Source organism: Labrys sp. E2SS-1L, from assembly GCF_057073705.1.
The window spans coordinates 4,270,101-4,290,655 of record NZ_CP172712.1; the positions used below are offsets into that span (position 1 = coordinate 4,270,101).

The 20,555-nt window shown below is 64.5% G+C and carries 19 protein-coding genes; 13 read left to right on the plus strand and 6 right to left on the minus strand.

Features of this window, described 5'->3' with window-relative positions:
• The first annotated feature begins 5 nt into the window (after positions 1–5).
• On the plus strand, positions 6–830 hold the full coding sequence (locus tag ACIGJE_RS19925) for an SDR family NAD(P)-dependent oxidoreductase (RefSeq protein ID WP_415082350.1): 825 nt from the start codon (positions 6–8) through the stop codon (positions 828–830).
• A 237-nt stretch (positions 831–1,067) separates the two neighbouring features.
• Entirely contained in the window at positions 1,068–2,120 is a 1,053-nt protein-coding gene (locus ACIGJE_RS19930) for a helix-turn-helix transcriptional regulator (protein WP_415082352.1), read from the plus strand.
• Between the two features lie 230 nt (positions 2,121–2,350).
• On the opposite strand, the gene ACIGJE_RS19935 is transcribed toward ACIGJE_RS19930, so the two are convergent.
• From ACIGJE_RS19935 to ACIGJE_RS19950, 4 genes are all read right to left on the minus strand, one after another.
• A complete protein-coding gene (locus ACIGJE_RS19935; protein ID WP_415082354.1) occupies positions 2,351–2,986 on the minus strand; it encodes an NrsF family protein in 636 nt (211 codons plus the stop codon).
• Positions 2,983–3,528 carry a sigma-70 family RNA polymerase sigma factor gene (locus ACIGJE_RS19940; RefSeq protein WP_415082468.1) on the minus strand — a complete coding sequence of 182 codons (546 nt, stop codon included), beginning with the start codon at positions 3,526–3,528 and terminating at the stop codon, positions 2,983–2,985. The genes ACIGJE_RS19935 and ACIGJE_RS19940 overlap by 4 nt, the downstream gene beginning before the upstream one ends.
• A 71-nt stretch (positions 3,529–3,599) precedes the next feature.
• Positions 3,600–4,865 carry a D-tagatose-bisphosphate aldolase, class II, non-catalytic subunit gene (locus tag ACIGJE_RS19945; RefSeq protein WP_415082356.1) on the minus strand — a complete coding sequence of 422 codons (1,266 nt, stop codon included), beginning with the start codon at positions 4,863–4,865 and terminating at the stop codon, positions 3,600–3,602.
• 29 nt (positions 4,866–4,894) lie between these two features.
• Positions 4,895–5,899 (minus strand): LacI family DNA-binding transcriptional regulator, encoded by a 1,005-nt coding sequence (locus tag ACIGJE_RS19950; RefSeq protein ID WP_311935217.1) that lies wholly within the window; start codon positions 5,897–5,899, stop codon positions 4,895–4,897.
• A 458-nt stretch (positions 5,900–6,357) separates the two neighbouring features.
• Between ACIGJE_RS19950 and ACIGJE_RS19955 the strand changes: the two genes are divergently transcribed.
• The 7 genes from ACIGJE_RS19955 to ACIGJE_RS19985 all read left to right on the plus strand — a co-directional run bounded on the left by ACIGJE_RS19955 (position 6,358) and on the right by ACIGJE_RS19985 (position 14,896).
• On the plus strand, positions 6,358–7,335 hold the full coding sequence (locus tag ACIGJE_RS19955; protein ID WP_311935222.1) for an ABC transporter substrate-binding protein: 978 nt from the start codon (positions 6,358–6,360) through the stop codon (positions 7,333–7,335).
• An 88-nt stretch (positions 7,336–7,423) separates the two neighbouring features.
• Positions 7,424–8,461, plus strand: coding sequence for an ABC transporter permease subunit (locus ACIGJE_RS19960; RefSeq protein ID WP_311935224.1), 1,038 nt, complete (start codon positions 7,424–7,426; stop codon positions 8,459–8,461).
• The gene (locus tag ACIGJE_RS19965; RefSeq protein ID WP_311935226.1) at positions 8,458–9,201 is read left to right on the plus strand and encodes an ATP-binding cassette domain-containing protein; all 744 of its coding nucleotides are present in this window, start codon (positions 8,458–8,460) and stop codon (positions 9,199–9,201) included. The genes ACIGJE_RS19960 and ACIGJE_RS19965 overlap by 4 nt, the downstream gene beginning before the upstream one ends.
• A gap of 133 nt (positions 9,202–9,334) precedes the next feature.
• The gene (locus ACIGJE_RS19970) at positions 9,335–9,664 is read left to right on the plus strand and encodes a hypothetical protein (RefSeq protein WP_483678562.1); all 330 of its coding nucleotides are present in this window, start codon (positions 9,335–9,337) and stop codon (positions 9,662–9,664) included.
• Positions 9,665–9,885: 221 nt separating this feature from the next.
• Positions 9,886–10,290, plus strand: a complete 405-nt coding sequence (locus tag ACIGJE_RS19975; protein WP_483678564.1) for a FixH family protein — start codon at positions 9,886–9,888, stop codon at positions 10,288–10,290.
• Positions 10,287–11,726, plus strand: coding sequence for an efflux RND transporter periplasmic adaptor subunit (locus ACIGJE_RS19980; protein WP_483678565.1), 1,440 nt, complete (start codon positions 10,287–10,289; stop codon positions 11,724–11,726). The genes ACIGJE_RS19975 and ACIGJE_RS19980 overlap by 4 nt, the downstream gene beginning before the upstream one ends.
• Positions 11,723–14,896, plus strand: coding sequence for an efflux RND transporter permease subunit (locus ACIGJE_RS19985; protein WP_483678567.1), 3,174 nt, complete (start codon positions 11,723–11,725; stop codon positions 14,894–14,896). The genes ACIGJE_RS19980 and ACIGJE_RS19985 overlap by 4 nt, the downstream gene beginning before the upstream one ends.
• Before the next feature lie 28 nt (positions 14,897–14,924).
• On the opposite strand, the gene ACIGJE_RS19990 is transcribed toward ACIGJE_RS19985, so the two are convergent.
• Positions 14,925–15,359, minus strand: a complete 435-nt coding sequence (locus ACIGJE_RS19990) for a MarR family winged helix-turn-helix transcriptional regulator (protein ID WP_311935236.1) — start codon at positions 15,357–15,359, stop codon at positions 14,925–14,927.
• 107 nt (positions 15,360–15,466) lie between these two features.
• Between ACIGJE_RS19990 and ACIGJE_RS19995 the strand changes: the two genes are divergently transcribed.
• From ACIGJE_RS19995 to maiA, 4 genes are read left to right on the plus strand one after another with little or no spacing between them, the layout of a single operon-like run.
• A complete protein-coding gene (locus ACIGJE_RS19995; protein ID WP_483678568.1) occupies positions 15,467–16,810 on the plus strand; it encodes an MFS transporter in 1,344 nt (447 codons plus the stop codon).
• 52 nt (positions 16,811–16,862) lie between these two features.
• Complete coding sequence (hmgA, locus tag ACIGJE_RS20000; protein WP_483678570.1) at positions 16,863–18,221, plus strand: homogentisate 1,2-dioxygenase; 1,359 nt, start codon at positions 16,863–16,865, stop codon at positions 18,219–18,221.
• The gene (gene fahA, locus ACIGJE_RS20005) at positions 18,221–19,528 is read left to right on the plus strand and encodes a fumarylacetoacetase (protein WP_483678571.1); all 1,308 of its coding nucleotides are present in this window, start codon (positions 18,221–18,223) and stop codon (positions 19,526–19,528) included. Before hmgA ends, fahA begins: the two co-directional genes overlap by 1 nt.
• A 42-nt stretch (positions 19,529–19,570) precedes the next feature.
• On the plus strand, positions 19,571–20,206 hold the full coding sequence (maiA, locus tag ACIGJE_RS20010; RefSeq protein ID WP_483678573.1) for a maleylacetoacetate isomerase: 636 nt from the start codon (positions 19,571–19,573) through the stop codon (positions 20,204–20,206).
• Between the two features lie 45 nt (positions 20,207–20,251).
• On the opposite strand, the gene ACIGJE_RS20015 is transcribed toward maiA, so the two are convergent.
• The gene (locus ACIGJE_RS20015) at positions 20,252–20,548 is read right to left on the minus strand and encodes a HigA family addiction module antitoxin (protein ID WP_311935539.1); all 297 of its coding nucleotides are present in this window, start codon (positions 20,546–20,548) and stop codon (positions 20,252–20,254) included.
• Positions 20,549–20,555: the final 7 nt, after the last annotated feature.

Sequence of the window (20,555 nt, forward strand, 5' to 3'; positions counted from 1 at the left end):
AGACCATGACCAGCTTGAAAGGGCGTGCCGCCCTGATCACCGGCGGCCTCACCGGCCAGGGCCTTGCCATCGCCCAGGCTCTAGCTGGAGCCGGTGCCAATGTCGCGGTCGGTTCCTATATCGGCGAAGGCGCGCGCCAGGGCGATGCCGCCGCCTATCCCGCTGAGGCCGAGCTGCAGCGCGTACGCGCCATGCTCGAGGCCGAGGGCGTCAAGGTGCATGCCGGCCATCTCGACGTGCGCTCCAGCGAGGTCATCGACGCCTTCATCCAGGCCGCACAAGCCGCCTGCGGCCCCATCGACATCCTGGTGAATGCGGCCGGCACCACGGCCGAGCAGCCTGTCAGCGGTCATTCCGACGCGCTCTGGGAGAAGATCCTCGACACCAACCTCACCGGGGCCTTTCGCACCACACGCAGCCTCCTGCCGGGCATGATCGCGCGTGGCTGGGGGCGCATCATCAATATCGGTTCGACGGCCGCCAGTGTCGGCTGGAAGGACAACCCGGCCTATTGCGCCTCCAAGTCCGGCCTGCTGGGCCTGACGCGCTGCGTGGCACTGGAAGGGGCACCGCATGGTGTCACGGCCGTGATGATCTCGCCGACCTGGGTGGAGACCGAGCTGATGCGCCGCAACGTCGCCCAGGTCGCCGAACGCGAAGGCAAGAGAGAAAGCCTGGAAAGCGCCATGGCGCGGATTGCCGGCCAGAACCCGCAGCAGCGCATCATCCAACCCGGCGAAGTGGCTGGTCTCGCAGTCTTTCTCTGCAGCGAGGCTGCGAAGGGCATCACCGCCGAAAACATCCAGATCACCGGAGGCGCGCTCTGGTAGAGAGCTTCAGGGAACGCTACCCTCCCCTTCGGCTACGAGTTCGCCGGTCAATAAACGTATTGAATTGGCTCGGCCTTTGTCATTGCCGGGCTTGACCCGGCAATCCAGCCCCCTTCCGGTTATCGAAGTCGGGGCCGCTGGATGCCCGGGTCAAGCCCGGGCATGACAAAGGCAGCGTCTCACTTATTGTAAGATAACGCTTATAGCCGAGCGTCACTTCGGCGTGGAAGGCTGCGGATGAAATCGACCCTGATCGCCTCCGGCCTGCCGCTTGCTACCGTCAATGCCGCTATCGGAGAGGCCGCCCGGCTGGTGGGAACATCCGACTTCTATGCCGCCCTGCTCGCGGCCTTTCGTTCCCTGGTCTCGCACGACATCGCCACCATGGTGCGCTACTCGGCGGTCGGCCGGCCGAGCTTCCTCATGCATCACGGCTTCTCGGATGCCCTGGCCCGCCAATATGAGACGACCTTCCACGTCTTCGACCCGTTCCATCGCTATTGGGTGCAAACCGAACGGCCGGGCGTGGTCAGCCTCGACATGTTCCCGGCCACGGCAACCCGGCAGAGCCGCTATGTCCGCGAATTCCTGCAGGAATCCAGCATCACCGACGAACTCGGCTACTTCCTGCCTGCGATGGGACGGGCCAGCGTCGCCCTGTTTCTCGAACGCCGTATCGGCCGTTTCCTCGAGAGCGAGCGAGCGGCGATGGAGGATTTCTACCCCCTGTTCGCCGGGCTGGAGAGCGCGCATGTCAATGCCGTCCTCGCGGCCGCGATCGGGCGCGGCGCAGGCGGCGTCTCGCTGCCGCTGGCCATCATGCTGCGCGATCTCGAAGGCTGCGTCATTCACGCATCCGAGGCCTGGCGGGACTTGGAGAGCCGGAATACCAACCTGCGGCGCGCCGTCGAACGGCTGACGGCCGAGAATGCCGGCGAGGCTGTACTGGACGACGCCACCGTTCTGCACAGGACTCGGATCTCGCCGGCCCATAGTTCCGCGCCGGAGGGCTGGCTTTTCACGGTGGAGAAATCGGCGTCCTCTTCAACAGATTACGACCAGGCGATCATCTCCGAGCTCAATCCGACCCTCACGCCTCGGGAGATCGATATCGTCAAGCTGGTGCTCGAAGGACACCCCACCGCCACCATCGCCCAGCGTCTCAAGCTGCAGCGCGGCACGGTGAAGAACCACCGGCTGCGCATCTACGAAAAACTGGACATCACCTCGGAGCGCGAACTCTTCCTCACCTATATCCAGGCGCTGCAGCGGCATCGAGCGAACGGCTAGACGCTTCAGAAAAAGCCAGTCTTTACGACATGACAACCGTAAAACTCGAACCAAATCATCCGCTTCATGATGAGGCGGCGAGGCCACCCGGCGATGATTTCCGGCGAACTCCCTCGTCGTCGAGGACAGATTTTAAATCGAACCAAATTCAACAATATCAATATATTGCTTGAATGTTCGGAAGAATCACATCGCCGCGACGGCTACCGATGTCACGGCGTGATGCCCGCTTACCAGCGCAGCAGACGACGACCGGCGACATATCCGACGATAGTGACGATGGCGGTGGCCAGGCTGTACCAGGTGGCGACGAAAAGCGGGCTGTCATCCACGCAATGGCTGGCATAAAGGGTCGCCGCGATGCCGCTCGCAGCAAGACCCGCTACCGCCCCGGCCCTGCCGGGATTCTCCGGAGCACCCTGGCGCAGGGCGTAGAGAATGCAGGCCAGCGGCCCGAGCGCCAGCAAGGGTATCAGCATCAGGCAGTAACGGGCATTGACGCCAATCCAGCGCGCTCCCCAGCTCGCGGACGGCATGACCATCAATTCCACAGCGACTGCGGCGGCCAGGAGCAGGGGCGCAACGATCAAGGCAAGGCGCCATCCCCCTGATCCGGCACCCGGCCGGACCAGGCGCAGGATCAGGCCACCGGCCGAAACGGCCAGGGACGCCGTCACCACAAATTTGAACAGAAAGCGCCACGTCTCGGCGGCTGCAGCGATATCGGGACGGGGTCGGAACCCCACGAAGAAAAGCACGGCCGAAAAAGCCGTACCGACGATCACCGCCAACGCAAAAATCCTGCCGAGGGACCATCTGATCGGCGCATCCTCGGAAATGGCATTGATGAGATCGTCGGTCTTCACGACTGGTCACTCCGATAGAGCGCTGCGAGCTTCTTGAGGCCCCGATGCAGGGCGACGCGAACGGCTACCTCCGTCATCGACAGCCGTGCAGCCATCTCCCGGATGCTGACGCCACCGAGGGAGATGCCTTCCACGATGTCCCGCTGCGGTGGTTTCAGATGCGCCAGCATTTTCTCGGCCTCATGCTGTGACAGTCCTGATGCCGGCTCCTCCGCCTCGAGAACCTCGATCACGTCCTCGATCGGCACCATCACCTGCCGCCCCCTGCGGCGCATGGTATCGATCATCTTGTTGCGCACGATCGCCGACAACCAGGGACCGAGCGGGCGCGAGGAATCCCAGGTTCCGCGCTTGAGGTGAATGGCGAGCATCACTTCCTGGACGACATCCTCGATTTCCGCCGGCGGCGCGCCGAAGCGCTCGCAATAACGACGCGCCGTCCCGCGTAGATAGGGCGTCACAGCCTGCAGGAACCGCCGATAGGCCGGTGCATCCCCGGCGATCGACTGCCGCAACCATGTCGCCCACTCCTCTTCGCGCATGGGATTATGCACGCGCCATCCTCTCTACGGTCGGTCTCACGGCTTTGTTACTACCGAATACCGGCACCGACTCACTGTGCCGCTGTCGCCTCGGCATAATCATCCAGTACCGCGCGTATGGCCAGAGAGAGGCAGGTCGCCATGTCGAGCGGGCCTTCATGCCCCGTCACGGCTGGCACGAACTGATGCACCAGGGTCGGCGGCAAGGCGCGCCCCGCCAGCGCCTGCGACAAACGTGCCACAGCGGCGGCCGCGACCGGATGCGGCCAGTAATAGCGGATGCGGTCGCTGTAGCTGTAGTGGCGCAGCACATGCTGGCTGGCGGCATTGCCCGGATAATAACGTTGCCAGTAGCCGGGCTCGGCCAGCATCAGGGCTTCCATCGCCTTGGCCAGCGAGCGCTCGCCATAGGAGGCATCGAGTTCCCCGGCGATGAGATCGAGGCCATAGAGCGCCTCGCGCCAGGCAAAGGTCAGGCCGGGCCCGACCTTGAGGATGGCGAAGCCGTCGGCTACCAGCCTCGTCAGCTTCTCCCGCGGCTGGTAGTCGGTGGAATGGGCTTCGAACACGAGGGAAGGTTCGTTGTCCAGCACGCCAACGAGGTCACGGGCCTTGTCGGGCTGGTAGACCACCACCTCCTCATGCCCGAACTCGACGCCGGGCTGCACCACCAGGCCGATCACGCGGTCGAGCGCCGCCTCGACGCCTTGCTGGCGAAAGATGGTCCGGTGGGTTTCGATGGTCTGGCGCGCCGCGCCCGCGGCGGTCGGCTGCAGGCCGTCGAGCGCGTGCCAGGCGCCGCCCGGCACCGGCACTTCGGTGCCGATGATATAAACCGGCGGGGGCAGGCCGTTGTCGCGCGCGGTCTGTTCCGCCACCCGTGTGAGGCGGGCAGCGCGCCCGGCGGTGGTTTCGTCGTCGAGCGCCTCGGGCTCTCCCTTGCAGCCCATGCTGGCATCGAGATGGATCTTGCCGAAGCCCGCCGCGACATAGGCCGCCATCATCGCCTCGGCCTTGGCCATCGCCTCTTCCGCCTCGAACTGGCGCCAGGGATTGGGGCCGAGATGATCGCCGCCAAGGATCAGCTTGGCGGTATCATAGCCGGCCGCTTTCGCCTTCTCGAACACGAAACGCCTGAAATCGGCCGGCGTCATGCCAGTATAGCCGCCCTCCTGGTTCACCTGGTTGCAGGTCGCCTCGATCAGAACCTCGCGTCCGCGCTCGCGGCCATGGGCCAGCGTCGTCCCGATCACGTCCGGATGAGCCGAACAGATCGAAGCGATGCCCCGTGGCTTTCCGGAGCGCCGTGCGGGAGCCAGGTCGAGAAGGGTGGTCATGTCGGGTCTCCGTGAAATGAGGATCGCAATCAGGCCGAGGCCCGCATCATCAATTGGGCACCGAGCCGCAATTGCTGCTGCCCCTGTGAAGGTTCTTCGCCCTCGACCTGGGCGAGCAACAGTTCGACGCCGAGATTGCCGAGGCGGAAAAAGTCCTGCGCCACTGTGGTCAAGGGCGGACAGCCGAAACGGCTATAGGGCTGGTCGTCATGGCCGGCGACTCGCAGCCGGCAATCGGCCTCGCGCCCGACCTTCAGGCCGCGCTGGAAGGCGGCGGCCATCACCCCCACGGCGATGCGGTCATTGGCGCACAGCACCGTCGAGGTCGGAAATCCCGCCCCGTCGATCACTCGCAGGGCTTCGGCATAGGCGATTTCCTCGAAACGCCAATCCGGCTTGCCCGCCACGGTAACGATCTCCGGCTGGAAGCCAAGCCGCTCCATCGCCTGGACATAGGCATTGCTGCGCTCGGCAGCATTGTGATTGACCGCCGGCATTTCGAAGAAGCTGGGTGGCGTCCCCGTGCGGCAGAGATAATCGGTGATCAGGCCGATGCTCTGCTCATTGTCGGTGCCGACGAAGGGCGAGCCGTCCTGCAGCGAGGAATCGAGATAGACCACGGGAATATGGGCGCGCAGGGTCTCCATCCGCGTCGCATCGGTATAGGCGCCGAGGGGGGCAATGATCGCGCCGGCGATCTTGAGCGAAAGCAGCGTCTCCACCGAGCGGGCCTCATGCAAGGCATCCCCGCGCGAGGAGAGCACCAGCACGAAGTAACCGTCCTGCGCGCAGCGCCGCTCGATGTGTCGCACCATCTCCGAATAGAACATGTCTGAGGTATCGGGCACGATCACGCCGATGATCTTGGGCCGCTTGCGATTGAGGTTCACCGCGAACAGATTCGGCCGATAGTCATATTTGGCTAGGGCCCTCTCGATACGGATGCGGATCGATTTGCGGACGCTGCCCGGGTCGTTGAAATATTTCGACACCGTCGGCCGCGAGATCCCGCTGAGTTCGGCGAACTCGGCCATGTTCCTGATCTTTCGCACCGTCCTGGCGCTCCCCTCCACTCGAATTGCCTCAAATCTTTACACGAGCAAACAATTTTGTTTTTTACATGCCGTAAAATTGAGACAATCGAATTCGATACCGCTTCATTTCACATTATAAATTATCATTGTTTTTCAATATATTATTCTGCATTTCCGCCAATTCACAAAGCGGTATTTCGTCAATTTTATCACGCGCAATATCTTTAATTGACGCCTACGGCACGAAACCATAGTCTGACAATTCATAAAAGACAAAAACAAATTCAGGGAGGGAGATGGCACCGCAGGCGCACCGCACCTGCCGTGCCCGGCCGTTACCCGGCATCCTTTCCTCAACTCGATCGGCGGCCCTGTCCGCCGTAGCCGGCAGGATACCTCGCGTTAGAGGAGGATCCGCGCCGGAGGGATCGACCCCTTCGTCAAACCGAGGAAACGATATGAGGAAATTGCTTACGGCCCTCGCGGCTCTCGCCATCGGGGCCAGCGTGCTTGCCGCCCCGGCGCAAGCCCAGGACAAGAAATATACCATCGCCCTCATCCCGGGCCTGACCACCGACGCCTTCTATATCTCCATGCGCAAGGGCGCTGAGGCGGCTGCCAAGGTGGTGGGAGCCGAGCTGGTGTTCCAGGGTGCGCCCGATTTCAACCCGGTGACGCAGACGCCCGTGCTCGATGCCGTCATCGCGCGCAAGCCCGACGCCATCCTGATCGCACCGACCGACAAGGTGCAGCTCGTGCAGCCCCTCAAGAAAGCCGCCGATGCCGGCATTCCGGTGATCACCGTCGATACCTTCATCGGCACCGGCAAGTACCAGACCGGCGCGGGTGACGCCGACTTCCCGCTCTCCTATGTCGCCTCGGACAATATTCTGGGCGGACGCATCGCGGCCCGTGCCCTCGCCAAGGCCATCGATGAGAAGGGCAAGGTCTACGTCTCCAACGTGAAGCCGGGCATCTCGACCACGGATCAGCGCGAGGAGGGCTTCAAGGACGAGATGAAGAACTACCCCAACATCACTGTCCTAGAAACCCAATTCAACGACAACGACGCCAACAAGGCCGCCTCGCAGATGCAGTCGGTCTTCGCGCGCAATCCCGACCTCGCTGGCGTCTTCGGCGCCAATCTGTTCTCCGCACTCGGTGCCGCCAATGGCGTGCAGCAGGCCGGCCAAAGCGGCAAGGTCCGCGTCGCCGCCTTCGACGCCCCGGCTTCGATCGTTGACAACATCAAGTCGGGCCTTGTCGACATCGCCATCGCGCAGCATCCGGCCGAGATCGGCTATTTCGGCGTGCTCTCCGCCTATGCCCATCTCACCGGCCAGTCGATCCCTGCTTCGATCGGCACGGGCTTCACCGTGATGGACAAGTCCAACGTCGACAAGCCGGAAGTTGCCGCCTTCATCTATAAGGAATGAGGCCCTTCCCGCATCTGCGCCGCCGGAGCCCTTGGAGCAGGACGCTCCGGCCCGGCGGCCTCTCCATGACCCCTGAACGGAGCGCCTGATGTCGGCAGCCCAATCTTCCCTCAGCCGGGCGCAGCCCGCGGCAGGCCCCCATCCCATCCTTCTGCGCATCGCAGAGCTCAGGGCCTGGCTCTTCCTGGTCCTGCTCCTGGTTTTCTTCGAATGCTGGGCCCGGATCGCCTATGGCTCGACCTTCGTGTTCTCGGTCCCGACGCTGCAATCGATCTCGATCTATGCCGTCGCACCGCTCCTGCTGGCCCTCGGCTCCACCTTCGTGATCATTTCGGGCGGCATCGACCTGTCGATCGGCTTCATCATGGGACTGTCGGCGGTGGTGGCAGCCCACACGGCCAATCTCATGGGCGCCTCCATGCCGCCCTTCCCGGCCATGCTGGTCGGCATCGTGGCCGGCGTCGCCGTCGCCACCATCCCCGGCTATATCAACGGCCTGCTGATTTCCAAGCTCCGGGTCCCTCCCTTCATCGGCACGCTGGGCATGTATGGCGTGGCTCGCGGCATCGCCTATCTGCTGGCCGGTGGCACCACCGTTCCGGTTTCGAACGCCTGGTTCGCGGCGCTCGGCAATGGCCGCTTCTATGGTGTGCCCGTCGTGGTCATCGTCGCCGCCCTCTTCCTGATCGCCATGCATTATCTGCTTTCGCAGACGCGCTTCGGCCAGCATACCTACGCCATCGGCGCCAGCGAGCAGGCTGCGCTTCGCGCCGGCATCAATGTCTCCAGGCACACCCGCAAGCTCTATGTCTTGTCGGCCGTCTGCGCCGGCATCGGCGGCGTGCTCTATGCCGCCCGTTTCACAGCCGGCGCGGCGCAAGCCGGCGAGCCGCTCCTGCTCGACTCGATCGCCGCCGTGGTGATCGGCGGCGCCAGCCTGTTCGGCGGCTCGGGCTCGATCTCCGGCACGCTGGCCGGGGCTCTCGTCATCGCCGTGATCCAGTTCGGCCTCGTTTACATCAATGTCGAGCCCTTCTGGCAATTCGTCTCGGTGGGCGTCGTCATCATTGTTTCCGTGCTGGTCGACCAGGCCCAGCGCTCCATCGCCGGAGGCCGCCGTTCATGAGCACCCAGCCCCTCCTCGACATACGCGACGTTTCCAAGCATTTCGGCGGCGTCACCGCCCTCAACGGCGTCTCACTGCAGCTCAATGCCGGCGAAGTCGTTGCCCTTGCCGGCGACAATGGCGCCGGCAAGTCGACCCTGATCAAGACGATCTCCGGCGTCTACCAGGCTGATGGCGGCGAGATCCGCCTGAAAGGCGACGTGGTGAAGTTCGCCACGCCCGAAGCCGCGCGCGGCCACGGCATCGAGACAATCTACCAGGACCTCGCTCTGGCCGACAATCTCTCCATCGGCGCCAACATCTTCCTGGGACGCGAGCCGATGACCAAGGCCTTCGGCTTCCTGCCCGTGCTCGACCGCAAGAAGATGGCCAAGGCGGCGCAGGAAACCATGGCGCAGCTCGACTTCCACGTGACGCGCCTCGATGCCCCCGTCGGCAACTTCTCGGGCGGTCAGCGCCAGGCTGTCGCCATCGGCCGGGCCGTCTACTGGAACGCGCAGGTGCTGATCATGGACGAGCCGACCGCCGCGCTGGGCGTACCCGAGCAGCGCAAGGTCGTTTCCCTGATCAAGACCCTCAAGGCCCAGGGCCGCGGCATCATCTTCATCTCGCATAATCTGCAGGACATCTTCGCCGTTTCCGACCGCATCGTGGTCCTGCGCCGCGGCACCCTGGCGGGCGAGCGCAAGATCGCCGAGACCAACCATGACGAGATCGTCAAGCTGATGGTTGGCGGCTGAGAACCGCAGAGCGGGCGCCTCGCCCGCTCTGCCGCCTTGGGTCACCGACGAAAATGTGAACACGGCAGGACTTCTCATTTCCCTCAGCCCGTGACATCACTCTGGCGTGACCTGCTGGCATCTCCTTTCCCGCATGCTCTCGATCATTATGATCGCAAGCCTGCTGAGCGCTCCGATGGCACCCTTCTCGGCCGCCATGGCGGCCGTGCCATTGCACGCGGTGAACCAGGCAGCCATGGCTTCCGACATGCCATGCTGCCCTGAACAGAACCCCTCGCTACCCGGAGGGCAGAAATCCTGCCCAGTGGCGATCGTCTGCATGGCCAAATGCGCGCCCGGTGATCCGATCGCGGTAATGGCCCAAGCACCTCTCTTCGAGACCAGCCGCCTCGCCCCGCCCGGCAACGACCTGGACAGGACGCCCTTCATCACGGCGCCGCCGGACCGTCCTCCCCGCGCCTGAATTCATCCGCGCCCCGTACTGGGGCAGTCCGTCCGGCGCCTTCGGGGCCGGACAGCATTAGCAGCCGTCGAACCTCCTCCAGAGCAAAGCGGGTCCAGGCGTAACGCCTGTCGATCCCGGCTTTCGCTCCGACGCGTCCTTGCGTTTTTCGTCGATTACGGCGCACCGCAAAGGCTTGGGAGACGCTCGCCGGTCAGGGATGAATCGGGAATATTTCAGACATGACGTCATTTGGCACCAACCGCATCGCCCTGGCGGCTGCGATCGGCCTTGCCTGCGCAACCGCCTCCCCCGCACAAGCCGATATCGCAGACTACGAATTTCAACTCATCCGGCCCGAGATCAAGCTGAACGAGACATCGGAAATCGCCGTACGCCTCGTCGACAGGCGCTCTGGCAAGCCTGTCCCCAACGCGGTGATTTTCACCCAGCGCGTCGACATGGCGCCGGACGGCATGGCCACGATGAAGGCCCCGATCGAAGCCATCGCATCCTATGAACCCGGCATCTATCGATTCAAGGCAAGGCTGAGCATGGAGGGCGGCTGGCGCCTGTCGCTCGCCGCCAAGGTCCAGGGCGAAACCGGAACGCTCGAAAGCAAGCTCGTCTTCAAGGCCGTGCCATGAGCCGTGTCGGTCGAACAAGTCTCGTCCTCATCGCGATCGTCGCGGCCGGAACAGGCGGCTATTGGGCAGGCCGGCATGGCCCGGCCCTTTCCGCTGCGGCCTGGCAGCAAATGCTCACACTGACCGGCGGGCCTTCGTCGCCCATGGCGAGTGCGGCAGCAGGGCCTGGCGAGCCGGTGATCTATTATCGCGCCCCCGATGGGTCTCCCGCCTATTCGGCAACGCCGGCCAAGACGGCCGATGGCCGCGACTTCGTCGCCGTCCACGCCAGCGAGGAGGTAAGCTTCGACGACAAGCCTGCCGACGCGGCCCCGGCACCCGCCGTCGCAGCCCCCCGTCCCATCCTTTATTACCGCAACCCCATGGGCCTTGCGGACACGTCACCGGTTCCGAAGAAGGATTCCATGGGCATGGACTACATCCCCGTGCATGCCGGAGAAGAACCGGAAACGGGAACCGTCAAGGTCGCAGCAGGCAGGCAGCAGCAGACGGGCGTCCGTACCGAGATCGCGGCAATGCGCGCCCTCGTCCGGCCCGTGCGGGTCCCGGGCAGCGTGCAGCTCGACGAGCGTCGCATCGGCGTGGTCGCCACGCGTTCGGATGCCTTCATCACCAAGGTCTCGGATGTGACGACGGGCGATCGGATCGCCAGGGGCCAACCTCTCCTTCAGCTCTACTCGCCCGAAATCGCTGCTGCCGGCGCCCAGTTCCTCACCGAGCTTGGCAATGGCGGGCGTGGCGGAACGGGCGGCGGCGCACGGCAGCGGCTGGAAAATCTCGGCGTCCCTCCCGAAGCCATCGCCGAACTCGAACGAAACCGGAAGGTGCCGCCAGCAATGACGTGGCGAGCCCAGCGAGACGGCATCGTGCTCCAGCGCAACGCGACCGAGGGCATGAAGGCCGCGCCCGGCGACATCCTCTTCCGCCTCGCCGACATCTCGACCGTGTGGGTGCTGGCCGATGTGCCCGAATATCAGCTCGGCGCCATCAGGCCCGGAGCCCCTGCGACCGTCCGGATCCGCAGCCTGCCCGGCCGCGTCTTCGAGGGACGGATCGCGCTGATCTATCCCGAAGTGGTCAAGGAGACGCGTACCGCCAAGGTGCGGATCGAGTTGCAGAACCCGGAAGACCTTCTGCTGCCGGACATGTATGCCGACGTGGACATCGCAACCGGCGACGCGAAGGAGGCCGTGACCGTCTCCGACAGCGCCGTGATCGACACCGGCACGCACCAAACGGTCATCCTTGCCAGGGGAGACGGGCGTTTCGAACCGCGAGAGGTCAAAGTCGGCGCCCAGGGCGGCGGCTTCGTCGAGATCCGCGACGGCGTTGCGGCCGGTGACCGCGTGGTGACGGCCGCAACCTTCCTCATCGACGCCGAAAGCAACCTCAAGGCCGCGCTGAACGGCATGACCAGTCCGGAGGCCGCGCCATGATCGCCCGGCTCATCGCCTGGTCCGCACGCAACCTCGTGCTGATCTTCGTCGGCACCGCCTTTGCCGTGGCGGCCGGCCTCTACGCGCTGAAGGTCCTGCCCCTCGACGCCATCCCCGATCTCTCCGACGTACAGGTCATCGTCTACACCGATTATGCCGGCCAGGCCCCGCAGGTCGTCGAGGACCAGGTCACCTATCCGCTGACGACAGCGATGCTGACGGTCCCGAAGTCGAAGGTAGTGCGCGGCTTCTCCTTCTTCGGCGTCTCCTTCGTCTATGTGATCTTCGAAGACGGTACCGATCCCTACTGGGCGCGCAGCCGAGTTCTCGAATATCTCAACGCAGCGGCGCAGCGCCTTCCCGCCGGCGTAACGCCAAGCCTCGGTCCCGATGCCACCGGGGTCGGCTGGGTCTATCAATATGCCGTCACTTCCAAGGACATGTCGCTTGCCGAACTGCGCTCGCTGCAGGATTGGAAGCTGCGCTATGCCGCCTCCAAGGCGGAAGGCGTGGCCGAGGTCGCCGGCGTCGGCGGCTTCGTCAAGCAATACAGCATCGTGGTGGATCCGTTGCGGCTGCGAGCCCAGGGCATCTCCCTGTCGACGGTGCGCGACGCCGTGCGGGCCAGCAATCGCGACGTAGGCGGGCGCACGCTGGAACTTTCCGAATTCGAATTCATGGTGCGCGGCCGCGGCTACGTCAAATCACCGGCCGATCTCGAGAACATCGTGCTCAGGACCAGCGCCGGCGTACCGCTTCGTCTCAAGGACGTCGCCCGCGTCGAAATCGGGCCGGACGAGCGCCGCGGCATCACCGAACTCAACGGCGAGGGAGAAGTGGCCGGTGGCATCGTCCTGCAGCGCTTCGGCGCCAATGCCCTGACCGTCATCGACAATGCCAAGCAACGCCTGGCGGAGATCGCGGCAAGCCTGCCCAAGGGAACCGAGATCGTCCCGGTCTATGATCGCTCCCACCTGATCGAGGCGGCAATCGAGACGCTCAAGGGAACGCTGTTCGAGGAAAGCGTGATCGTTGCCCTCGTCTGCATCGTGTTCCTGCTTCACCTGCGCAGCGCCCTGGTCGCCATCCTCATGCTGCCCGTCGGCATCCTCATGGCCTTCGGCGCCATGAAGCTGATCGGCCTCGGCTCCAACATCATGAGTCTCGGCGGCATCGCCATTGCCGTCGGCGCCATGATCGATGCCGCCATCGTCATGATCGAGAACGCGCATAAGCATCTCGAACGTGCTGCGCCCGGCCAGTCCCGCGTTCAGATCCTCGTCGATGCGGCAAGTGAGGTCGGCCCGGCCCTGTTCTTCAGCCTGCTGATCATCACCGTCTCCTTCCTTCCCATCTTCACGCTGGAATCGCAGGAGGGGCGCCTGTTCGGGCCGCTCGCCTTCACCAAGACTTTTGCGATGGCCGCCGCCGCCCTCCTGTCGGTCACGCTGGTGCCGGCACTGATGGTGGTGTTCGTGCGCGGCAGGATCATTCCTGAGCACAGGAATCCGATCAACCGTCTCCTCATCTGGCTCTACCGACCGGTCATTCGCGGGGTCCTGAAAGCCAAGATTCTCACCATCATTCTCGCCGTGGCGGCGCTGGCCGTCAGCATCTGGCCCGCGCGCCAGCTCGGCTCCGAATTCATGCCGTCGCTGGACGAGGGAACCCTGATGTATATGCCGACCACCCTGCCGGGCATCTCGATCACCAAGGCCGGTGAATTGCTGCAGATGCAGGACCGCATCATCAAATCGTTCCCCGAGGTCGCCTCCGTCTACGGCAAGGCGGGTCGCGCCATGACGGCGACCGATCCCGCACCCACAGAAATGTTCGAGACCATCATCAACCTCAAGCCCAGGGAACAATGGCGGCCGGGCGTCACCCTCGACGGCCTCAAGACGGAGATGGACAAGGCGCTGCAATTTCCGGGGGTGTCGAATGCCTGGACCATGCCGATCCGCGCCCGCATCGACATGCTCTCGACCGGCATCCGCACACCGGTCGGCGTCAAGGTCTTCGGCACGGATCTCGCCGAGATGGAAAAGATCGCCCGCCAGATCGAGGCCATTCTCAAAACCGTGCCGGGCACCTCCAGCGCCTATGCCGAGCGGGTCATCGGCGGCTATTATCTCGACATCGTGCCGGACCGGGACGCACTCGGCCGCTACGGGCTCGCCGTGGGCGATGTCCAGGACGTCATCGCCACGGCACTCGGCGGCGAGACCGTGACCACGACCGTCGAGGGGCGGGAACGCTACGGCGTGAACATCCGCTATCCGCGCGATCTGCGCTCCAGCCGCCAGGCCATCGCCGCCGACGTGCAGGTTCCCCTCCCGGGTGGTGGCACGATCCCGCTGGGCGAGGTGGCGAAGGTCGAACTGACGCGGGGTGCGACCTCCATCCGCACGGAGAACGGCCAGCTCGCAACCTATATCTTCGTCGACATCGACGGGCGCGATCTCGGCGGCTATGTCGCCGAGGCGCAGAAGGCCGTGGCTGCGAAAATCGTGCTGCCGCCGGGCTATTCGGTCGGATGGAGCGGCCAATATGAATATCTTCAGCGGGCCGAAGCCCGGATGAAGATCGTGGTGCCGGTCACGCTGCTCATCATCTTCCTGCTGCTCTATCTCAACTTCCGCAGCCTGACGGAAACGCTGATCGTCATGCTGTCGCTGCCCTTCGCCCTGGTCGGCGGCATCTGGCTGATGTGGTGGCTCGGCTTCAACATGTCCGTGGCAGTTGCCGTCGGCTTCATCGCCCTGGCCGGCGTGGCTGCGGAGACAGGCGTCGTCATGCTGATCTACCTGCAGCAGGCCCTGGCCGAGGTGAAGGCGGAGCGATCCCGCAAGGACCAGCCTTTCACCAGGGCGGATCTTCGGCAGGCGATCATGCTGGGTGCCGTGGAACGGGTTCGCCCCAAGATGATGACGGTCATCGCCATCATGGCCGGGCTCATCCCCATCCTGTGGAGCACGGGCGCCGGATCGGAGGTGATGCAGCGCATCGCGGTTCCCATGATCGGCGGGATGGTGTCCTCGACCCTGCTGACCCTGGTGGTCATCCCCGCCATCTACGGCATTATCAAGGGATGGAGCCTGCCCACCGGCCGGCAGCAGGAGACGGATGCCGTGACACCCGCCCCTGCAGTCGAGCATCGGGCTGCATAAGGACGCGCCAAGCTTCGGTCAGGCGCGCTCAGCGCAGATCCATGCTGGCTTCGAGCTTGTCGAGGCCCCGCAACAGTGCCTCGGCCTCCGGGCCGAGGGCTGCCAGCAAGGCTGCTTCGAAAGCCAGCGCCCGCGGCACGATCTCGGCATAGACCCGCCGCCCCAGCGGCGAGAGGCTGAGGATCTCCTCGCGCCTGTCCTCCACGCTCTCGCGGCGCTTGAGCCAGCGGCGTTCCTCCAGCGCTCGCACGGCGCGGCTGACCTTGGTCTTGTGCATGGAAGAATGGGCGCCGATCGCCTTCGCGCCCATCTCGTCGAATTCGCCCAATGTCGCCAGCACCCGCCACTCGGGCACGGTCAGGTCGTGCTCCGGCCCGTAGACGGTGCGAAAATCGCGCGACACGGCGGCGCCGATGCGGTTGAGCCGGTAGGGCAGAAAGTTCTCGAGCGTGAGCTTGGCCATGCTTTGATAGTTACATTATCGACAGTTACAACTGCAACTTCATAAACGAGCGGCCGCTTCTCGACGTGTGGTCGCATAACCAAAGATCCGCGACCGGGAGGATGAAGATGGCTTCGATGGCGTCCCGCCTGAAGGTGATGCTTGCCGCCACATTGGGCTCGACACTGGAATGGTATGATTTCTTCATCTTCGCCGCGAGCACTGTGCTCGTCTTCAACAAGGTGTTCTTTCCAGCCGACGATCCCTTCGTGGGCACCCTGCTCGGCCTCGGCACCTTCGCCGCCGGCTTCCTCGCCCGCCCCTTTGGCGGCATCGTCTTCGGAGTGATCGGCGACCGGCTCGGACGCAAGAACACGCTGATCGTCAGCCTGTTGATGATGGGTGTGGCCACCGTCGCCATCGGCCTCCTGCCGACTTATGAGACCATCGGCGTCGCCGCTCCCCTGTTGCTCCTGCTCATCCGCATCTTCCAGGGCGTTGCGGTCGGCGGCGAGGCAACCGGCGCGCTGACCATCGTGGCCGAATCCATGCCGGCCCGGCATCGCGGTTTCTGGACCAGCTTTCCAATGGCGAGCGGCCCGGCCGCCAATGTCCTCGCCCTCGGCATTCTCGGCCTCGTCCAGCTCTGGCTCGGCGAGGAGGCGTTCCTGGCGTGGGGCTGGCGCATTCCCTTCCTGCTGTCGATCGTGCTGATCGCCCTCGGCTTCTGGGCCCGCCGGCAGGTCGATGAATCGCCGGCCTTCCTCGAGATCAAGGCCGAAACCGAAATCGCCCACGCACCGCTGGCCGAAGCCTTTGCCACCCAGAAACTCTCGATGGCCAAGGTCTTTTTCGTCAAGGCAGCCGAGAACACGCTGCTCTATCTGTTCTCAACCTTCGTCCTGCTGCTGGCAACGACCCGGCTCGGGCTGAGCCGGGCGCAGGCCATTGATGTCGTCCTCGTCGCCTCGCTCGCCTCTTTGCCCGTCATCCTCGGCTCGGGCTGGCTCAGCGACCGTATCGGGCGCCGGCCGGTGATGATCGCGGGTTTCATCGGTGCCACGATCGCCGCGTTTGCCCTGTTCACCCTGGTGCAGGGCGCGGCGCCATCGGCTCTCTACCTTCGAGCCGTCCTGGCCTTGTGCACCCACGGGTTCCTCCTCGGCGGCCTTGCCCCCTATGTCACCGAGATGTTCCCGACACGCGTGCGCTACACCGCCCTTTCCGCCTCCTACCAGGCCGCCTCCGTGCTCGGCGGTTCGGTCGCCCCGCTGATCGGCGCCCTCCTGATCGAGCGCACGGGCACGCCGATGTCGGTCGCCATCTACGCCGCGCTGATGGTGGTGCCGGCCTTGCTCGTGCTCATATTGACGCCGGAGACCCGTGGTAGAACCGCGGATGACGACATCTCCAGCCAACCCAATGCCGGTCCGTTCGGGCAGGAGGATCTGCAGCGCAGGCCGCAGCTTTGATGGTTACAAACGCAACGATTACAGTTGAAACGTTCGAATGCAGGAGGCGATCATGAATCTCCAGTCTCCCACGCCAGGCGGCGATCAAAAGAGCCAAGCCGTCAGTGCCATCCAGGCCGGCTACATGTCGGGCTTCGGCAACGGCTTCGAGACCGAGGCACTGCCGGGCGCCCTGCCCCTTGGCCGCAATTCCCCGCAGCGCTGCGCCTATGGGCTCTATGCCGAGCAGCTCAGCGGCTCGCCCTTCACGGCGCCGCGCACCACCAATGAGCGCTCCTGGCTCTACCGCATCCGGCCGACGGTGAGCCATTGGGGTGCGTTCGCCAAGGCCGATATCGGGCTCTGGCGCACGGCCCCCGCTCCCGAGGTCGAGGTTCCGATCGCGCCGCTGCGCTGGGATCCACTCCCGATCCCGGCCGAGCCGGTTTCCTTTCTCGACGGCGTGCATACACTGACCACGGCCGGCGACGCCGCCACCCATGCCGGCATGGGTGCGCATGTCTATCTGATCACCCGCTCGATGGTGGATGAGTATTTCTACAATGCCGATGGCGAACTTCTCTTCGTGCCGCAGCAGGGTTCGCTGCGCCTCGCGACCGAGTTCGGAATCATCGATATCGAGCCGGGCGAGATCGCCGTCATTCCGCGCGGCGTGAAGATCCGGGTCGAGCTTCAGAATGGCCCGGCCCGCGGTTATCTGTGCGAGAATTACGGCGGCGCCCTTACCCTGCCCGAACGAGGACCGATCGGAGCCAATTGCCTGGCCAATCCGCGCGACTTCCTCACACCGGTCGCCGCCTATGAGGACCGGGAGGTGCCCTCTCGCCTCTATGTCAAATGGGGCGGCACATTATGGGCTGCTGCCATCGGCCAGTCGCCGCTCGATGTCGTGGCCTGGCACGGCAACTACGCGCCCTACAAATATGATCTCAGGCGCTATTCGCCGGTCGGCCCGGTGCTCTACGACCACGCCGACCCGTCGATCTTCACCGTGCTGACCTCGCCGTCGGAAACGCCGGGCACCGCCAACATCGATTTCGTGATCTTCCCGGACCGCTGGCTGGTAGCCGAGAACACCTTCCGTCCGCCCTGGTACCACATGAACGTGATGAGCGAATTCATGGGCCTGGTCTATGGCCAATATGACGCCAAGACCGGCGGCGGCTTCGTGCCGGGCGGCGCCTCGCTGCACAACATGATGCTGCCCCATGGGCCCGATCTCGACGCTTTCGAGAAAGCCAGCCAGGTCGAGCTCAAGCCGCACCGGCTGGAAAACACGCTGGCCTTCATGTTCGAGAGCCGTTTCCCGCAGCGCGTGTCCGCCTTCGCAGCCGGCTCCGGCGCCTTGCAGAAGGACTATGGCGGCTACGGCCACAAGATGACCAAACATTTCGATCCGAGCAGGCCCTGATGATTGAACTCGACCAGACGCACGATCCTAAACTGACCAGTTGGGTCGCCTCGGCGAACGGCCATGCCGATTTTCCGATCCAGAACCTGCCTTTCGGCATCTTCAGCCCGGGCGGCGCGACTCCGCGCGCCGGCATCGCCATCGGCGATGCCATTCTCGACCTGCGCGCCATTCTCGATGGCGGCCTCCTCAGCGGTGCCGCCGAACGAGCCGCGAAAGCGGCGCGGGGGAACGATCTCAACGGCCTGCTGGCGCTGGGCGCCGGCCCGCGCCGCGCCCTGCGCCAGGCGCTCTCCAACCTCCTGGCCGAAGCCAGCTCCCTGCGCCCCCGGGTCGAGCCCCTGCTCTACAAGGCCTCCGACTGCCTTCTCCAACTGCCGGCTCGGATCGGCGACTACACCGACTTCTATGTCGGCATCCACCACGCCACGGCCGTGGGCAAGCTGTTTCGCCCCGACAATCCGCTCCTGCCCAACTACAAATATGTGCCGATCGGCTATCACGGCCGTGCCTCTTCCGTCCTTCCCTCCGGGCTTCCCATCATCCGGCCGCTCGGCCAGTCGAAACGGCCCGAGGCGGAGACACCGACCTTTGGCCCCAGTGCGCGGCTGGATTACGAGCTCGAACTCGGCGTTTGGGTGGGGCCCGGCAACGATCTCGGCACCCCGATCGGGATATCGGCCGCAGGCGACCAGATCGCCGGCCTCTGCCTGCTCAATGACTGGTCGGCCCGCGACATCCAGGCCTGGGAATATCAGCCTCTCGGGCCCTTCCTGGCCAAGAGCTTCGCCACCACCGTCTCGCCCTGGATCATCACAGCCGAAGCGCTCGCCCCCTTCCGCATTGCACAGCCACCTCGCCCCGAGGGCGATCCTGCGCCACTCGCCTATCTCAACGATGCCGGCGACCAGGCCCAGGGCGCTTTCGATATCGAATTGGAGGTCCTGCTGACGACTGCCGAATTGCGCAGCCAGGAGCTCGCAGCCCATTCGCTGGCTCGCTCCAATGCCAGGCACATGTATTGGACCGTGGCGCAGATGCTGGCCCATCACAGCTCCAATGGCTGCAATCTGCGCCCGGGCGATCTCATCGGTACGGGCACCATTTCGGGGCCTGGACAAGACGCCTGCGGCAGCCTTCTGGAAGCCAGCCAGGGCGGCAAGAATCCCATCCGCCTCGAAACGGGCGAGGAGCGCCGCTTCCTCGAGGATGGCGACGAGGTTATCCTCAAGGGGCATTGCCGCCGCGAGGGCTTTGTTTCCATCGGCTTCGGGGAATGCCGTGCAGTGATCCGGCCGACACCATAAGGTTGGCCCGGTAGACCGCCATCGCAGGGAGTGAGCACGACCATGAAACTCTATACCTATTGGCGCTCCACCTCTTCCTACCGGGTCCGGATCGCGCTTGCCCTCAAGAATCTCAAGGTCGAGCAGGCCGCAGTCCATCTCGTGCGCAATGGCGGCGAACAGCATGGCGAGGCCTATCGGGCTCTCAATCCGCAGGAGCGTGTGCCCACGCTGGTGCTCGATGACGGCACGGCTCTGACCCAGTCCCCGGCCATCATCGAATATCTCGAAGAAGCCTATCCCGTACCGCCCCTGCTGCCTGCCGACCGCACGCAGCGCGCCAAGGTGCGGGCGGTCGCCGCGATCATCGGCTGCGATATCCAGCCTCTGCACAATCTCGGCCCGCTGACCTATCTGCGCCGGACGCTCGGCCAGGCCGAGCCGGAGGTCGACGCCTGGATCACGACCTGGGCCGGCTCGGGGCTGAAGGCGGTCGAGGCGCTGATCGGCGACGGCCCCTATTGCTTCGGCAAAACACCGGGGCTGGCCGATGTCTACCTCATCCCGCAGCTCTACGCCGCCCGCCGCTTCGGCGTGCCGCTCGACGCCTATCCTCGCATCCGCCGCGTCGAGGCCGAGGCCGAAGGGCATCCCGCCTTCGTCAAGGCGCATCCGGCGAACCAGCCTGACAGCGAGTAAGAGTGTAGCCGTCCTTGATCGGCAGCGAGGCAAGACATGACGTTGCTATGCAGCGTGCAGTGATTTTACGTCTTCGAGAGTGGAGCCAAGCCGCGCGCGCGTCGTCAGAATATCGTACCGGCTCTGCAGGTTGACCCAGAACTCCGGCGTGGTGCTCAGCACCTTGGCAAGACGGATGGCAGTATCGGCAGATATACCCATCTCCTCCTTGGCAATTCGCTCGATTCGAGTGCGAGGAACGCCGGCTGCGGCTGCAACCCTGCCAGCGGACAGGCCGAGAGGAATCAGGAATTCCTCCCGCAATATTTCGCCGGGATGCATAGGCGGCAAGGTCGCTACGATTTCGACC

Excerpts from the sequence above, each read along its gene's own strand:
- ACIGJE_RS19950 (WP_311935217.1), bottom strand. The coding sequence starts at position 5,899 with ATGGCCGAGTTCGCCGAACTCAGCGGGATCTCGCGGCCGACGGTGTCG.
- ACIGJE_RS19995 (WP_483678568.1), top strand. The coding sequence starts at position 15,467 with ATGGCTTCGATGGCGTCCCGCCTGAAGGTGATGCTTGCCGCCACATTG.
- ACIGJE_RS19975 (WP_483678564.1), top strand. The coding sequence starts at position 9,886 with ATGACGTCATTTGGCACCAACCGCATCGCCCTGGCGGCTGCGATCGGC.
- ACIGJE_RS19985 (WP_483678567.1), top strand. The coding sequence starts at position 11,723 with ATGATCGCCCGGCTCATCGCCTGGTCCGCACGCAACCTCGTGCTGATC.
- hmgA (WP_483678570.1), top strand. The coding sequence starts at position 16,863 with ATGAATCTCCAGTCTCCCACGCCAGGCGGCGATCAAAAGAGCCAAGCC.
- ACIGJE_RS19945 (WP_415082356.1), bottom strand. The coding sequence starts at position 4,865 with ATGACCACCCTTCTCGACCTGGCTCCCGCACGGCGCTCCGGAAAGCCA.
- ACIGJE_RS19940 (WP_415082468.1), bottom strand. The coding sequence starts at position 3,528 with ATGCGCGAAGAGGAGTGGGCGACATGGTTGCGGCAGTCGATCGCCGGG.
- ACIGJE_RS19925 (WP_415082350.1), top strand. The coding sequence starts at position 6 with ATGACCAGCTTGAAAGGGCGTGCCGCCCTGATCACCGGCGGCCTCACC.
- ACIGJE_RS19990 (WP_311935236.1), bottom strand. The coding sequence starts at position 15,359 with ATGGCCAAGCTCACGCTCGAGAACTTTCTGCCCTACCGGCTCAACCGC.
- maiA (WP_483678573.1), top strand. The coding sequence starts at position 19,571 with ATGAAACTCTATACCTATTGGCGCTCCACCTCTTCCTACCGGGTCCGG.
- ACIGJE_RS19980 (WP_483678565.1), top strand. The coding sequence starts at position 10,287 with ATGAGCCGTGTCGGTCGAACAAGTCTCGTCCTCATCGCGATCGTCGCG.
- fahA (WP_483678571.1), top strand. The coding sequence starts at position 18,221 with ATGATTGAACTCGACCAGACGCACGATCCTAAACTGACCAGTTGGGTC.
- ACIGJE_RS19955 (WP_311935222.1), top strand. The coding sequence starts at position 6,358 with ATGAGGAAATTGCTTACGGCCCTCGCGGCTCTCGCCATCGGGGCCAGC.
- ACIGJE_RS19965 (WP_311935226.1), top strand. The coding sequence starts at position 8,458 with ATGAGCACCCAGCCCCTCCTCGACATACGCGACGTTTCCAAGCATTTC.
- ACIGJE_RS19960 (WP_311935224.1), top strand. The coding sequence starts at position 7,424 with ATGTCGGCAGCCCAATCTTCCCTCAGCCGGGCGCAGCCCGCGGCAGGC.
- ACIGJE_RS19970 (WP_483678562.1), top strand. The coding sequence starts at position 9,335 with ATGCTCTCGATCATTATGATCGCAAGCCTGCTGAGCGCTCCGATGGCA.
- ACIGJE_RS19930 (WP_415082352.1), top strand. The coding sequence starts at position 1,068 with ATGAAATCGACCCTGATCGCCTCCGGCCTGCCGCTTGCTACCGTCAAT.